11 protein-coding genes and 8 pseudogenes are annotated in these 13,673 nt (G+C 47.3%); 11 read left to right on the forward strand and 8 right to left on the reverse strand.

Annotation, left to right across the window (positions count from 1 at the left end):
* Positions 1–55: 55 nt before the first annotated feature.
* The 8 genes and pseudogenes from mhbT (at position 56) to QUF14_RS28975 (ending at position 7,306) form a co-directional block, all read left to right on the forward strand.
* Positions 56–1,414, forward strand: coding sequence for a 3-hydroxybenzoate transporter MhbT (gene mhbT / locus QUF14_RS28040; RefSeq protein ID WP_000194204.1), 1,359 nt, complete (start codon positions 56–58; stop codon positions 1,412–1,414).
* A gap of 9 nt (positions 1,415–1,423) precedes the next feature.
* The gene (gene gtdA / locus QUF14_RS28045; protein ID WP_040090911.1) at positions 1,424–2,452 is read left to right on the forward strand and encodes a gentisate 1,2-dioxygenase; all 1,029 of its coding nucleotides are present in this window, start codon (positions 1,424–1,426) and stop codon (positions 2,450–2,452) included.
* Between the two features lie 15 nt (positions 2,453–2,467).
* Complete coding sequence (locus QUF14_RS28050; RefSeq protein WP_038988647.1) at positions 2,468–3,169, forward strand: fumarylacetoacetate hydrolase family protein; 702 nt, start codon at positions 2,468–2,470, stop codon at positions 3,167–3,169.
* Between the two features lie 8 nt (positions 3,170–3,177).
* A complete protein-coding gene (gene maiA, locus QUF14_RS28055) occupies positions 3,178–3,822 on the forward strand; it encodes a maleylacetoacetate isomerase (RefSeq protein ID WP_000781198.1) in 645 nt (214 codons plus the stop codon).
* Between the two features lie 14 nt (positions 3,823–3,836).
* Positions 3,837–5,030: a 3-hydroxybenzoate 6-monooxygenase gene (locus QUF14_RS28060; protein ID WP_000170150.1), complete on the forward strand. Its 1,194-nt coding sequence runs from the start codon at positions 3,837–3,839 to the stop codon at positions 5,028–5,030.
* Positions 5,031–5,130: 100 nt separating this feature from the next.
* A pseudogene (locus QUF14_RS28065) lies at positions 5,131–6,336 on the forward strand (IS256 family transposase).
* Positions 6,337–6,373: 37 nt separating this feature from the next.
* Positions 6,374–6,511, forward strand: a pseudogene (gene yacB, locus QUF14_RS28070) (type II toxin-antitoxin system toxin YacB); the annotation flags it as partial.
* Positions 6,512–6,842: 331 nt separating this feature from the next.
* Positions 6,843–7,306, forward strand: a pseudogene (locus tag QUF14_RS28975) (hypothetical protein).
* A gap of 1,652 nt (positions 7,307–8,958) precedes the next feature.
* Here QUF14_RS28975 and QUF14_RS28080 read toward each other — a convergent pair.
* The 3 genes and pseudogenes from QUF14_RS28080 to QUF14_RS28090 all read right to left on the reverse strand — a co-directional run.
* Positions 8,959–9,098 (reverse strand): annotated as a pseudogene (locus tag QUF14_RS28080) (IS3 family transposase); the annotation flags it as partial.
* Between the two features lie 86 nt (positions 9,099–9,184).
* Positions 9,185–9,494 (reverse strand): annotated as a pseudogene (locus QUF14_RS28085) (hypothetical protein); the annotation flags it as partial.
* A gap of 172 nt (positions 9,495–9,666) precedes the next feature.
* Positions 9,667–9,876, reverse strand: a complete 210-nt coding sequence (locus tag QUF14_RS28090) for a hypothetical protein (protein WP_157839841.1) — start codon at positions 9,874–9,876, stop codon at positions 9,667–9,669.
* A gap of 24 nt (positions 9,877–9,900) precedes the next feature.
* Between QUF14_RS28090 and QUF14_RS29165 the strand changes: the two are divergent.
* Positions 9,901–10,022 (forward strand): annotated as a pseudogene (locus tag QUF14_RS29165) (replication-associated protein RepA4); the annotation flags it as partial.
* Between the two features lie 697 nt (positions 10,023–10,719).
* Here the strand turns inward: QUF14_RS29165 and sta1 are convergent.
* The 5 genes and pseudogenes from sta1 to QUF14_RS28115 all read right to left on the reverse strand — a co-directional run bounded on the left by sta1 (position 10,720) and on the right by QUF14_RS28115 (position 12,561).
* Entirely contained in the window at positions 10,720–10,938 is a 219-nt protein-coding gene (gene sta1, locus QUF14_RS28095; protein WP_001355425.1) for a heat-stable enterotoxin ST-I group a, read from the reverse strand.
* 405 nt (positions 10,939–11,343) lie between these two features.
* A pseudogene (locus QUF14_RS28100) lies at positions 11,344–11,505 on the reverse strand (IS91 family transposase); the annotation flags it as partial.
* Positions 11,506–11,615: 110 nt separating this feature from the next.
* Entirely contained in the window at positions 11,616–11,981 is a 366-nt protein-coding gene (locus QUF14_RS28105; RefSeq protein WP_000124091.1) for a hypothetical protein, read from the reverse strand.
* A gap of 34 nt (positions 11,982–12,015) precedes the next feature.
* Complete coding sequence (locus QUF14_RS28110) at positions 12,016–12,213, reverse strand: hypothetical protein (protein WP_001355426.1); 198 nt, start codon at positions 12,211–12,213, stop codon at positions 12,016–12,018.
* A 69-nt stretch (positions 12,214–12,282) separates the two neighbouring features.
* On the reverse strand, positions 12,283–12,561 hold the full coding sequence (locus tag QUF14_RS28115; RefSeq protein WP_000982737.1) for a plasmid pRiA4b ORF-3 family protein: 279 nt from the start codon (positions 12,559–12,561) through the stop codon (positions 12,283–12,285).
* Positions 12,562–12,625: 64 nt separating this feature from the next.
* Here QUF14_RS28115 and QUF14_RS28120 point away from each other — a divergent pair.
* Both QUF14_RS28120 and ehxC read left to right on the forward strand, forming a co-directional pair.
* Positions 12,626–12,799, forward strand: a pseudogene (locus tag QUF14_RS28120) (IS3 family transposase); the annotation flags it as partial.
* A gap of 358 nt (positions 12,800–13,157) precedes the next feature.
* Positions 13,158–13,673: an enterohemolysin-activating lysine-acyltransferase EhxC gene (gene ehxC / locus QUF14_RS28125; RefSeq protein WP_001355427.1), complete on the forward strand. Its 516-nt coding sequence runs from the start codon at positions 13,158–13,160 to the stop codon at positions 13,671–13,673.

Genomic DNA, 13,673 nt, shown 5'->3' on the forward strand with positions numbered 1-13,673 from the left:
TTATCGCAACATATACAAAAGAAACATCTACCTTACCTGCACTGAGGCATTTACTATGACTCAACGACGTGATTTACAAGCACTTATCGATGCAGCTCCGATCGGCAAGATGCAGTGGTGCGTTATCATCTGCTGTTTTCTGGTGGTAATGCTCGATGGTTTTGACACCGCGGCTATCGGCTTTATCGCCCCTGATATCCGTTCTCACTGGCAACTCACCGCAGGCGCTCTTGCCCCGCTTTTTGGTGCGGGTCTGCTGGGATTAACGGCAGGCGCACTGCTTTGTGGCCCGTTGTCCGACCGCTTTGGTCGCAAACGGGTGATCGAGCTGTGCGTCTTTTTATTTGGCGCGTTAAGTCTCGCCTCAGCGTTCTCGCCGGATCTGCAAACGCTGATATTCCTGCGTTTTCTCACCGGCCTGGGACTGGGCGGCGCGATGCCGAACACCATCACCATGACCTCGGAATATCTGCCTGCTCGCCGCCGCGGCGCGCTGGTGACGCTGATGTTTTGCGGCTTTACGCTGGGTTCGGCGTTTGGCGGGATTGTCAGTGCGCAGCTGGTGCCGGTGATAGGCTGGCACGGGATTCTGGTGTTGGGTGGCGTATTACCGCTGATGCTGTTTGTCGCACTGCTGGTGATTTTGCCGGAATCTCCACGCTGGCAGGTACGCCGCCAGTTACCGCAGGCGGTGATTGCAAGAACCGTGAGCGCCATTACCCGTGAATGTTATCCTGATACTCATTTTTATCTCAACGAATCAGTCGCAACTGCTAATAGCAGTATTCGTCAGTTATTCGCAGGGCGCCAACTAGCCATTACGTTGATGCTGTGGGTAGTGTTCTTTATGAGCCTGCTGATTATTTACCTGCTTTCAAGCTGGATGCCGACGCTACTGAGCCATCGTGGTATCGATCTGCAACATGCGTCCTGGGTCACCGCCGCGTTCCAGATTGGCGGTACGTTGGGCGCGCTGGCGCTGGGCATGTTGATGGACAAGTTCAATCCTTTCTACGTTCTGGCCCTGAGCTATGCCACAGGCGCTGGATGCATCGTGATGATTGGTTTAAGCCAGGATGGATTATGGCTGATGGCGCTGGCGATTTTTGGCACCGGTATTGGCATTAGCGGATCGCAGGTGGGGCTGAATGCGCTGACCGCAACGCTCTACCCAACGCAAAGCCGCGCCACGGGCGTGAGCTGGTCAAATGCTATCGGCCGCTGCGGCGCGATTGTTGGTTCGCTGTCTGGCGGCGTGATGATGGCGATGAATTTCTCTTTCGACACCCTGTTTTTTATTATCGCTGTGCCCGCGGTGATCAGTGCGGTGATGTTAACCCTGCTGATCATCGTGGTTCGCCAGTCGACCTCTGTCCCTGACTCACTGCCTCACGCAGGCGTAGTGAACGAATAAGGAGCATCCATGACTGATAGCAATCAAAATAGCCGCGAGCAATTTTATCAGCATATTTCCGGGCAAAACCTGACCCCGCTGTGGGAGTCACTGCACCACCTGGTGCCCAAAACGCCCAACGCTACCTGTGCGCCAGCGTACTGGAATTATCAGGAGATCCGCCCGCTGCTGCTGAAGAGCGGCAGCCTGATTGGCGCGAAAGAAGCTGTGCGTCGTGTGCTGGTACTGGAAAACCCGGCGCTGCGCGGGCAGTCTTCCATTACCGCGACTTTATATGCCGGTTTGCAACTGATCATGCCGGGCGAAGTGGCCCCCAGCCATCGCCATAACCAGTCGGCGCTGCGTTTTATTGTTGAAGGCAAAGGGGCATTCACTGCCGTTGACGGTGAACGCACGCCAATGAATGAGGGCGATTTTATCCTGACTCCGCAGTGGTGCTGGCACGATCACGGTAACCCTGGAGAGGAGTCGGTTATCTGGCTCGATGGACTGGATCTGCCATTAGTGAACACGCTGGGCTGCGGTTTTGCCGAAGATTACCCGGAAGAGCAACAACCGGTAACACGTAAAGAGGGCGATTACCTGCCGCGTTATGCCGCCAATATGTTGCCGCTGCGCTATCAGACGGGGAACTCCTCGCCGATCTTTAACTACCGTTATGACCGCAGCCGCGAAGTGCTGCACGATTTAACCCGTCTGGGCGATGCCGACGAATGGGATGGCTACAAAATGCGCTACGTCAACCCGGTCACTGGTGGCTATCCGATGCCGTCGATAGGCGCTTTCCTGCAACTGTTACCAAAAGGATTTACTTCACGTGTGGCGCGTACGACTGACAGCACCATCTATCATGTGGTGGAAGGTGGCGGTCAGGTGAGCATCGGCAATGAAACCTTCAGCTTTAGTGCAAAAGATATCTTCGTGGTGCCGTCCTGGCACGGTGTGTCGTTCCAGACCACGCAAGATACCGTTTTATTTAGTTTTTCGGACAGACCGGTACAAGAAGCCCTGGGGCTGTTTCGCGAAGCGCGTTATTAATTTGGGAGAGAAAAAATGACTCAATACGTATTCGAACCTCAAGCGCCCGTTACCGTACCGGTTGTTGGCAGTGATGAACAATTCCCCGTGCGCCGCGTTTACTGCGTCGGGCGTAACTATGCCGCCCATGCCCGCGAAATGGGCTTTGATCCGGATCGTGAACCGCCATTCTTCTTCTGCAAACCGGCGGATGCCGTTGTTCCGGTTGCCGCAGGCGAAACGCTGGCGCTGCCGTATCCGGCGCAGACCGATAACTACCATTACGAAATTGAACTGGTGGTGGCCATTGGTAAAAAGGGCAGTGATATCCCGCTGGAAAACGCCCATGAATATGTCTGGGGTTATGCCACGGGTCTTGATATGACTCGCCGTGACCGTCAGATGGAAATGCGTCAGATGGGCCGCCCGTGGGAAATCGGTAAAGCGTTTGATCTCTCAGCGCCCATCGCGCCGCTGCACAAAGCCAGCGATATCGGCGGTATTGATAATGCGCCAATCTGGTTACAGGTTAACGGCGAAGATCATCAGCGCAGCGATATTCGTCATCTTATCTGGTCAGTGAATGAAACCATCAGCTACCTGTCTGGTTTCTTTGAACTGCAACCGGGTGATCTGATCTTTACCGGTACGCCGGAAGGGGTTGGCCCGGTAGTGAAAGGTGATGTGATCACGGGTAACGTCGAGGGCTTAACCCCTATCGCGGTGAAGATTGTCTGAGGTGCATGATGAAGCTGTACAGTTTTTTTAATAGTTCAGCATCGTACCGGGTACGCATTGCGCTGGCGCTGAAAGGCATTAATTACCAGACCGAAGGGGTGAATATCCGCATTGGTCAGCAAAATGAACTGGCCTATCGGCGGATGAATCCGGTCGGGCTGGTGCCGACGCTGCTGACTGACGAGGGTGAGTCACTCGGTCAGTCGCTGGCGATTATTGACTGGCTGGAGAGGCACTACCCGCAAGTTCCGCTGGTGCCGCAGGAAGAACCGGCCCGCAACAAGGTGCTGGAAATTGTCTATGCCATCGCTTGTGATATTCATCCATTGAATAACCTGCGCGTGCTGCGCTACCTGACCGAAGAACTGAACGTCAGTGAAGAAGAAAAAAAACGTTGGTATGCGCACTGGATCCAGCAAGGGTTAAGCGCGGTGGAACAACTGTTGCGCCAGAACCAGTCGGGGCAATTTTGTGTGGGCGAGACGCCGACGCTGGCAGATTGCTGCCTTGTCCCGCAGTGGGCGAACGCGCTACGCATGAACTGCGATTTGAGCGGGTATCCACGCTGCAAAGCGGTGTACGACGCCTGCACACAGCTGCCAGCGTTCATTGCTGCAGCGCCAGAAAATCAACAAGATAAAATTTCAGCCTGACCAGGAGAACTATAATGACGAAAGTGACACGCGCAGTAATTGTGGGAGGCGGGATCGGTGGTGCGGCAACTGCGCTGTCACTGGCCCGCCTGGGGATCAAAGTGGTGCTGCTGGAAAAGGCGCATGAGATCGGTGAGATTGGCGCGGGCATCCAGTTGGGGCCAAATGCGTTTTCGGCGCTGGACAGCCTCGGCGTCGGCGAAGTTGCCCGCCAGCGCGCGGTGTTTACCGATCACATTACCATGATGGACGCGGTGAATGCCGAAGAAGTGGTGCGCATTGAAACCGGGCAGGCCTTTCGTGACCATTTCGGCGGCCCTTACGCGGTGATCCACCGGGTTGATATTCACGCCTCGGTGTGGGAAGCGGTACTGACGCATCCGGACGTGGAATATCACACCTCCACCAACGTCGTGGATATTCGCGAGACGGAAGACGATGTCACCGTGTTTGACGATCGCGGCAATAGCTGGACCGGCGATATTCTGATTGGCTGTGACGGCGTGAAGTCAGTGGTGCGCCAGAGCTTATTGGGCGATGCGCCGCGTGTCACCGGACATGTTGTCTACCGTGCGGTTATCGATTGTGCCGATATGCCGGAAGATTTGCGCATTAACGCACCGGTACTGTGGGCGGGGCCGCATTGTCACCTGGTGCATTACCCTTTGCGCGGCGGCAAGCAGTATAACCTGGTGGTAACATTCCACAGCCGCCAGCAGGAAGAGTGGGGCGTGAAGGATGGCAGTAAAGAGGAAGTGCTCTCTTACTTTGAAGGGATTCACCCCCGTCCGCGCCAGATGTTGGATAAACCGACTTCATGGCGACGCTGGTCAACCGCTGACCGTGAACCGGTGGCGAAGTGGGGAACGAAGCGCATAACGCTGGTTGGCGATGCGGCCCATCCGGTAGCGCAATATATGGCGCAGGGAGCCTGTATGGCGCTGGAAGATGCAGTAACGCTGGGTAAGGCGCTGGCGCAGTGTGAGGGTGATGCGGCGCAAGCCTTTGCGCTGTATGAGTCGGTACGAATTCCGCGCACCGCGCGCATCGTCTGGTCGACCCGTGAAATGGGGCGGGTTTACCACGCCGCAGGGGTAGAACGCCAGGTACGTAATCTGCTGTGGAAAGGGAAATCGCAGGTAGATTTTTATCGGAGTATGGAGTGGCTGTACGGCTGGAAAGAAGACAACTGTCTGCAACCAAGATAATACGACATAGAATTCGTTAAATACCATGGAGCCTGTACATAGATTTGTGTAATTGCCTGATTTTGATATGTTCAATCCAGCATCAAATGAAGGTTAATTTATGGACGACAAACAGTTACAGGCTCTGGCTAACGAACTGGCCAAAAACCTCAAAACCCCTGAAGACCTCAGTCAGTTTGATCGGCTGCTGAAAAAGCTCAGCGTTGAAGCCGCTCTCAATGCAGAGATGACACACCATCTTGGGTATGAGAAAAATCAGTCCAGACCAGGAGCTAACTCCCGCAACGGTTATTCCACAAAGACCGTTATCACAGGCGACGGTCCACTGGAACTGCGTACTCCGCGCGATCGTGACGGTACCTTCGAACCACAAATGGTAAAGAAAAATCAGACCCGTATTACCGGGATGGATAACCAGCTCCTCTCGTTGTATGCCAAAGGGATGACCACCCGTGAGATAGCCGCTGCGTTCAAAGAACTGTATGACGCAGATGTTTCACCGGCACTGATATCAAAGGTTACCGATGCCGTGATGGAGCAGGTTGTAGAATGGCAAAACCGACCACTGGATGCTGTTTACCCCATTGTTTATCTTGACTGTATCGTCCTGAAAGTTCGGCATGACAGTCGCGTCATCAACAAATCGGTGTTCCTGGCACTGGGCATCAATATCGAAGGTCAGAAAGAACTGCCAGGTATGTGGCTGGCCGAAAATGAAGGCGAAGTTCTGGCTCAATGTGCTGACTGAACTGAAAAACCGCGGTCTGAACGATATCCTCATCGCCTGTGTGGATGGCCTGAAAGGCTTCCCGGATGCCATCAACACAGTATATCCGAAGGCCCGCATCCAGTTATGCATCGTGCATATGGTGCGCAACAGCCTGCGCTTCGTGTCATGGAAGGACTACAAAGCCGTCACTCGCGACCTGAAAGCGATTTATCAGGCACCCACGGAAGAGGCAGGCCAGCAGGCACTGGAAGCGTTCGCTGCGGCCTGGGACAGTCGCTATCCTCAGATAAGCCGAAGCTGGCAGGCTAACTGGCCGAATCTTGCCACGTTCTTCGCTTATCCAACGGACATCCGCAAAGTGCTCTATACGACGAATGCCATCGAGTCGCTAAACAGCGTGATCCGCCATGCGATCAAAAAGCGTAAAGTGTTCCCGACAGACGACTCGGTGAAAAAGTGGTGTGGCTGGCAATCCAGTCTGCGTCCCAGAAATGGACGATGCCGTTGAAGGACTGGCGAATGGCAATGAGCCGCTTTATTATCGAGTTCGGTGACCGCCTGGACGGTCACTTCTGAGAAAGGCATTTACACAGAATCCTAAACAGGCTCTATAAAAGGCCGCAACGGTCGTGTGGAAGGTACCCGGGAACTGGCTATTCACCCGCATTTTGTTCTGGTTTATGAGGTCGATAGCCAGTGGGGAAAAGTGTATATCCTGCGCGTATCGCATACCGCACAGAAGTGGCCATAGAGGGGCTGTCCGGATATAAAAACGTCTGACGGAGATGCAATAACCATGAATAATGATGATCTGGCTACCAAACGTGCGCAGACTATTGCTTAAGATCGCCGGATTTTTGTTTGCGAGGTTTAGCTGAACGGACCGTATAACTCACTGAAAGACAATGACATTGTCTGTTTTTATAACGGTAATCTCAGGCCATGACAAGCCGCAGCCGTCAGGCTGCCTACTCGATTTCTTTTCTGATTCATCTGAAAAGAAAACAGGTAATTTTTATTTTCAAAAGCAAGCCGGTAATTATAGCTGTCCTGTCCGGGGAAGTATTCCTTCATATAAGTTAATGCAGGCCACAGATAATATTCCTGAGGACATTACTTTTAAAGCATATTACCTGTCCTACAAAAAGAATAATGTTACATCCCTGTCACTGGAATTAAATTCAGATTTTAATTATTTCTTTACAGATATACTGGATGGCTGTTCAGTTGGAATACGCACATAGGAACTTGTAACCCGCGTATACCATGCTAATGCCTTCAGGTATGGTGAGTTTTTATACCGCAAAGAGAAGATGAATTGCAGTTTTGCATTACGACGACAGGTAAGTATGCAGAATAATATGATTAAAAATTTAGCAGGGAATGATGCAAAAATTATATCCCCGTGGCACTATGGACATTATGGTGAAAATGCTATGTTTTATAAAACATTCTTTTTCGGATACAGAGAAAGTCTCTCCGGAAGCTGTGTTTTTTACGTCAGACATATGATATCCGTAACATGGAAAACTCATGGTTCCGGTAATTATGTGGATGAGATATAATCTGTGATTATTTTGAGTAACGAAGAGCGCACCTGAACGGATGAGATATTATATCTGAATGGAAAAAGGGTCAGGTTAAGAACGTGTAGCCATGTTTTTCTGAGCATCTTGCTGTTATCAGCCATGGTCGGTATACTCCACTTTTGCCCCATGTATCTGCATCAGTCAACCGGATGGACATATCCGTTCACTGGTATGTAAGGCATGGAGAGACGATTTCTAATCATAATGTCATTCAGCTTAATTCTTCTTATGTGGAACAATTACGTATTCCGGGTGTATCCCTTTAACGACACATGGAATAAAAAAATCCCCACAAAAAAGTGGGGCTCCAAGAGAAACAACAATTACAGGTGCGTTGGTCATATTCGAATAACGATGAATCAGCTATGCTGAAACAAAAATTTAACCGTACAGCCCACTGATTTCAATACTTAACTTAAGCTTCTGGCGTATAATTAATACGCATCAATAAACTCACATCAGACAAAACAACTATTCGAGTAAACAAAAACAAGAATAACCATCTGCACAATACTTTAAAGATATATGCATTTATCCATTAACTCCTTCATGTTTATATGATTATTTTTTGTGAGATAAATCGCATTTTTAATAAAAACTCAAAACAAAAGCTTATCTCTTATCAGTTGATACGCAGAAACCATGGCAGAGTCCATGGTCAATAAATAACTAAAAATACCCTAATCAACATCGCAAAAATTTTACAATTAATATTAATCTATTGCAAAAAAGGAGTGGGTGATTTATAAGTGGAAATGTAACAACCTCCTCTATAGTTCCATTAGTTTAAAGTGCAACATAAACTGAGCATTCATTTGTTCTCTTACCCCTGTGTTACCAGGGGTTTTTTATACTCACAACAAACCGAAGAGTTATCAGGCACTATAAGCAAAGCACAAGTAAGACAATAAGTTAAAAAACAAACACCAGAAGACATGATTTGCATATTATTTCGCAACAGAAGCTTCCCCCATTATTCTGGGCATAAAAAACATGTAACATGATATTAATGCGATTCCGGTACTGTATATCAGGGGTAATGATGTAAATGGTGGTACCGGAGTCGCACCTTCATTTTATTATTCATTCAGGAAATAAAAAAATCCCTCTGAGAGCATGCAGAGGGGTAAGGAATGATTCAGTCAGAATAATGTGTCCTTAGTTTTTATATACATTCAGTACAACATTTTCAACAAGATACAATATCAAATGCTAAGATTTGTGAGCTGAAACCTTAAAGCTGAGTTCATTTGTATATCTGCCGCACTGAGCATAAATCTTACCCTGAACATTGAGGCGAAGTACGGCAGATTTAATACGTTGCGTGTAGCATTTTTACGTTATACAAATATCTGCGAAGTTATTTCTTCTTAACGTCCCCACTTGCCAATGTTTTTTCTGACTTACTGACTAATAAATAATAGTGACAAACACCCGCTCTCACACCATTGTCAGTGCTGGTGATTCAGGACGGTAACCGGAGTTTACCCGAAAAATGTAATCTATGGTCACTCCCGTTTTAGTAACACCGGTTTTGAAGATAAGCTGACAACCTGTATCTGTCGTGGTAAAGATGAAATCTGGTAAACCATGTCAGGTGGATTTGTCCCTATATTTCTAGGCACCTGTTATCATTAACTCATTACTGGTCCGCTGCCGCAGATATTCCCGTGGCGAGCGATACCCCAGCGCACTATGCAGATGCCATTCGTTATAATACCCGAACGCCTCTGCAAGGTTCTTTACTGCAAAGCTCAATGGCGCGAATTTTTTGTTCTTCAGTAAACATGTTTCATCTCCTGATGAGTCCAGGAAATCGTCCGCATCCCCATAACGGTCAAATATCGTGGCGTTGACATATTCAGCCCGGCATCTTCAATAAGAGACTTGAGTAAACGGGAAAGGCGCGGACGTTTCTTGCGAACGGAGGAGCGCTCACCATCATGGTAAGCAGAGCGAGCCTGCAGTCTGATAACGGAATTACGGTCATCAGGTGGTAAAAAGTTTCTGTAATTTATACGGGAGCACGGGATGCCGGTCTGCTCCGGAGGAGGTTTCCTCTTCATTTCCGGAAAACTGACGATACATGGGGCATTCAGGCGCATGCTCATGGTTAAAACTGGACAGATAAAGAGTTCCCGTGTTTCTCGATGTCTTTTTTTCTTTGAACTACTATTCGATGACCTTCGGACGACATCCAGACAGCCGCAAGCAAAAAACATGGTCTGGCAGTGATAAGGGGTCGCTGACATTGAGAACGACAAGTTCAATCCTGTGTGTAATCGCCAGCTTCATTGCTGCCGGAAAAAATCAAATCTCAATCACTGAACTGGTTATCCTGTCCGGTATTAGTCGACAGAGTGTTAAGTGGGCAATTCAGACGCTGGAACAGGCAGGGCAAATCACCGTTACCAGAACAACCACCAACGGCAGGCATGAAGCCAACGCCTACTACCTGCCTGACCAGGATTCGAGAGGTAGTTGCAGCTGCCGCTGTTTCAACGCCACTGTCTTTGATAGTTGCCATTTTCATGCCCGCTAATGTCTGTCATACACGCTCGTAAGCGGCCCTCACGGTCCGCTAACGCGGAGATACGCCCCGACTGCGGGAAACCCTTGTCGGGACCACTCCGACCGCGTACAGAGGCTCTGTCATGGCTGAAAGTGGGTATGGCTTAACAGGATGGGGTGGGTAAGGTTAAATCTGTCAATCAGTACCGGCTTACGCCGGGCTTCGGCGGTTTTATTTCTGTGCCATATGAAACAACAGTATGCCGCCTTACATGCCGCTGACGCGGCATCTGTTACTCGTCAATACGTTTGTCATTACATCTGTTCGCATTGATGAAGAAATGTTATATAAGTGATTACGGCAGGGAAACAAGAGCGACATAACGTTTATAATATCGCCAGTAACGAATGAAATAATAGGGGCAGCTTGACGTATAGTAAATTAAAAAAACAAGCGATACCGCTGTCCGCGACTTACATGACTCTGTTTTATCTGTCACAAACTGGCTTTTATTAGCATTAATAATTATAACTCTTTAACAGCGAATCAATATCTTCTCGCACTTTTAGGTTATTAATTCGAAGCACTGCGACTTCTAACTGAGATATATGGCTTTTGATCTGTTCCAGCTCTTTTATCTTTCTTTCATTTTCTCTATAAATTTCAAGCAAATACTTTAGTTTATCTTCTCGCATTACTTTCTTGCTCTGTCACTAGAATTTTAATCGTCGTAAAATATAAGGTCATTATTAAAATATTCTGGCCATATAATATAAAAGCGTTGTTTTTTAGTATGATTTTCTTAGCACCAGTACATATAATATAGAGGGAATCAGAATAAAGATTCCCTCTATGATTTTAATAACATCCAGCACAGGCTGGATTACAACAAAGTTCACAGCAGTAAAATGTGTTATTCATATTTTCTGATTTTTTTTCACTGTTGTTTTTTACAACATTACACTTTTTAGTGTCTAATGTAATTTTCTCTTTTGAAGAGTCAACTGATTCAGCTTTCTGGCTAAAAGAGGGGAAAGATAATACAGAAATAAAAATTGCCAACATTAGCTTTTTCATGTTACCTCCCGTCATGTTGTTTCACGGATATTTGAGATTAGTTAAACGGTCTTTGCAATTTTTTTTATTTTTTTTGTGAGTTGCATCATGTTATATGTCGAGGTGTACTCGCTTTTTTATATTATTTTTATAGTGTTATATATGTTAATTGACTGGTCGTCTGGATTTTTTTACTATTAATATCATGTTAAGTAATGGTTTTATACTTTTCTTGTTCATCGACAGGAATTTAAATCCCAAAAAGATTAAAAAAACATCACGAAACGGATGTTTCTTCGACATTCCTTGTACACCATATGAAAGGAAACGACTATCGAACGGGGCGATACTGATTGATACAAAGCATAAGTGGCGGTTTTTTGCTCCATTTCCCTGAAAATGGACGCAACTTCCCCTCTGCGGCTTTCAGCTGCATACCCACATTCGCGCCAGTGGCTCATGCATCACAACCAGATCTGCCAGACGGTAACCCCGCTTCAGCCCCGTAAAATGCATCTGACTCCCGCACAGGATGCACTTCAGCGGGGCAACTTTCAGTAACTGCTGATACATCCCTCTCCACCTGATTTTTGTCACCGACTCAATCACCACCGGACGCACTGAACCTTCCGGCTGCTTCTCCAGCCAGTTAAGCCAGAGGTTTCCCTGCTGAAAAATATCGGCAAAACGGGGAAACATCAGAAGGGCGGGGTGACTCCGTCCGGCCAGTGAACCGTGCCGCACTCCGGACAGTACATGCCGCCGGCGCTGATACCGGCAAAAATGGTTGCAAATTCCCGCTCCGTGCAGCGGGCTATTTCCGGATACCCTTCGTCATCAACACGTACAAACCAGAAGACCAGCTTTTTGTTTCCCGCATCCACAAAGAACGGAATACCCAGGTCAGCGCAGCACTCAACGGCATCGTCAAAATTATCAAAGCGCAGAACTTCTGTGTCTTCTTCGTCAAAGAAGTCATCGTCGTGAAGCTTCACGACATAGCGGGGAAGTTTGCTTCTTTGAGGTGCAGGTTTTCGTTTACGGGGTTTAGCTGAACGGGCCATATAACCACCTGAAAGACAATAACATTGTCTGTTTTTATAGCGGTAATGGCAGACCATGACAAGTTGCAGCCGTCAGGCTGCCTACTCGATACCACAACCACAGCAGAGCTGAGGCCTTCAATTCACTGATGCACCTGGCGCTCTGGCTGTCCAGCCCACATTCACGGATATTTTTTTCCGCTATTCGGGTTAGTTGCTCATAGCTGAGTGAAAACACCCTTTCTTCATCCATCCTGCACGCTCCATCTGATAATATTCTGACAGGTAAAAATCATATCTGATATGATTTTATGTAAGTTGCTTAATCATCATATTTCCTGCCCGTTCCCCGCCGCGCAGATCCGGTTTCCGGCTTATCCGGAAAACCAATGCTCCCCTCGTAAGTGATACCGTAATCTTTACCGTAAATATGAAACTGGTGCAGGTGGTCATCACCCCAGCCCTGAATGATCTGGATAATAAAATGGAGTGCAGCCAGTGATGTATCGGCTGCAATCCTCAGCCGACGCCAGACCATAGGACTGACACCACGAACAGCAATTTTAATGACGTAAACCTTCATAACTAACAGAGGCATCATTATGAAATTATGCAGGTTATTTTACCGCTGCTGGTCCCTCATTCAGTGACTGCCCCGGGGTTAATGGATGCCGGTGGTGGGTTACGTAAGCTTCAGCGAGGCAGCTCACGCCATAACGGACTATATCGTTGGATATTACAGCGCACTAAGACCGCACGAATATAACGGTGGGTTATCCCCAAACGAATCGGAAAATCGATACTGGAAAAACTCTAACGCGGTGACCAGTTTTTGTTGACCACTTCAATGCTGGATGAGAATACCTTCAGTATGAAACTTGAGTGGGTTTTCTTTGGTAACTGTAACCAAATGGTTTGCTGTAATCTGTCTGATACCTCTTTAATAAAGTTTTTGTAGCAGGGGACTCATATGAAAATCATTTGTTATCTTACAAAACAATCATCTGAGTATTATAATATAACTCATCTGTAATATGCATAAGAGTTGTAGCCAATATATTATAGTTGTTTGTGTTAGGAGGGGAGCTCCTTGCGGTAGCTTTTTGTTTTTAGATGTTTATTTTTCAAATAATATGATTTCTGTGTCTTTATTTTAATTTCTTTACCATTCTTGAATTTTATACATCTTTAAATATTATGAAATCTAATGTCTTTGATGTCATGGGAAAGGTTGCATGGTTATGGGCCTGTTCTCCGCTGCATAGAAAATGGCCTCTGTCTGTTTTTGCTATTAATGTCATACCTGCCATTCAGACAAATCAATTTGCTTTGCTGACAAAGGATGACCTTCCTGTAGCTTTTTGTAGCTGGGCCAGTTTAGATCTGGAATGCGAGGTGAAATATATAAATGATGTAACATCTTTGTATGCAAAGGACTGGATATCGGGAGAAAGGAAGTGGTTTATTGACTGGATAGCGCCATTTGGACACAACATGGACTTATATAAACACATGAGGAAAAAGTATCCTTATGAGTTATTCAGAGCAATAAGGTTAGATGAGTATGGTAAAACAGGGAAAATAGCTGAGTTTCATGGTGGGGGGATAGATAAAAAATTGGCATCAAAAATATTCAGGCAATACCATCATGAACTTATGTCTGAAGTAAAAAATAGACAAGATTTTAATTTTAATATTGAGAAAGCAAACTAA

The sequence above is a fragment of the Escherichia sp. HH091_1A genome, from assembly GCF_030295175.1.
Lineage (GTDB): Bacteria > Pseudomonadota > Gammaproteobacteria > Enterobacterales > Enterobacteriaceae > Escherichia > Escherichia coli_F.

What these genes read in the sequence shown, in the direction of transcription:
- mhbT (WP_000194204.1), top strand. Translation starts at nt 56, where the DNA reads ATGACTCAACGACGTGATTTACAAGCACTTATCGATGCAGCTCCGATC.
- gtdA (WP_040090911.1), top strand. Translation starts at nt 1,424, where the DNA reads ATGACTGATAGCAATCAAAATAGCCGCGAGCAATTTTATCAGCATATT.
- QUF14_RS28050 (WP_038988647.1), top strand. Translation starts at nt 2,468, where the DNA reads ATGACTCAATACGTATTCGAACCTCAAGCGCCCGTTACCGTACCGGTT.
- maiA (WP_000781198.1), top strand. Translation starts at nt 3,178, where the DNA reads ATGAAGCTGTACAGTTTTTTTAATAGTTCAGCATCGTACCGGGTACGC.
- QUF14_RS28060 (WP_000170150.1), top strand. Translation starts at nt 3,837, where the DNA reads ATGACGAAAGTGACACGCGCAGTAATTGTGGGAGGCGGGATCGGTGGT.
- QUF14_RS28090 (WP_157839841.1), bottom strand. Translation starts at nt 9,876, where the DNA reads ATGGCAACTATCAAAGACAGTGGCGTTGAAACAGCGGCAGCTGCAACT.
- sta1 (WP_001355425.1), bottom strand. Translation starts at nt 10,938, where the DNA reads ATGAAAAAGCTAATGTTGGCAATTTTTATTTCTGTATTATCTTTCCCC.
- QUF14_RS28105 (WP_000124091.1), bottom strand. Translation starts at nt 11,981, where the DNA reads ATGGCCCGTTCAGCTAAACCCCGTAAACGAAAACCTGCACCTCAAAGA.
- QUF14_RS28110 (WP_001355426.1), bottom strand. Translation starts at nt 12,213, where the DNA reads ATGGATGAAGAAAGGGTGTTTTCACTCAGCTATGAGCAACTAACCCGA.
- QUF14_RS28115 (WP_000982737.1), bottom strand. Translation starts at nt 12,561, where the DNA reads ATGATGCCTCTGTTAGTTATGAAGGTTTACGTCATTAAAATTGCTGTT.
- ehxC (WP_001355427.1), top strand. Translation starts at nt 13,158, where the DNA reads ATGAAATCTAATGTCTTTGATGTCATGGGAAAGGTTGCATGGTTATGG.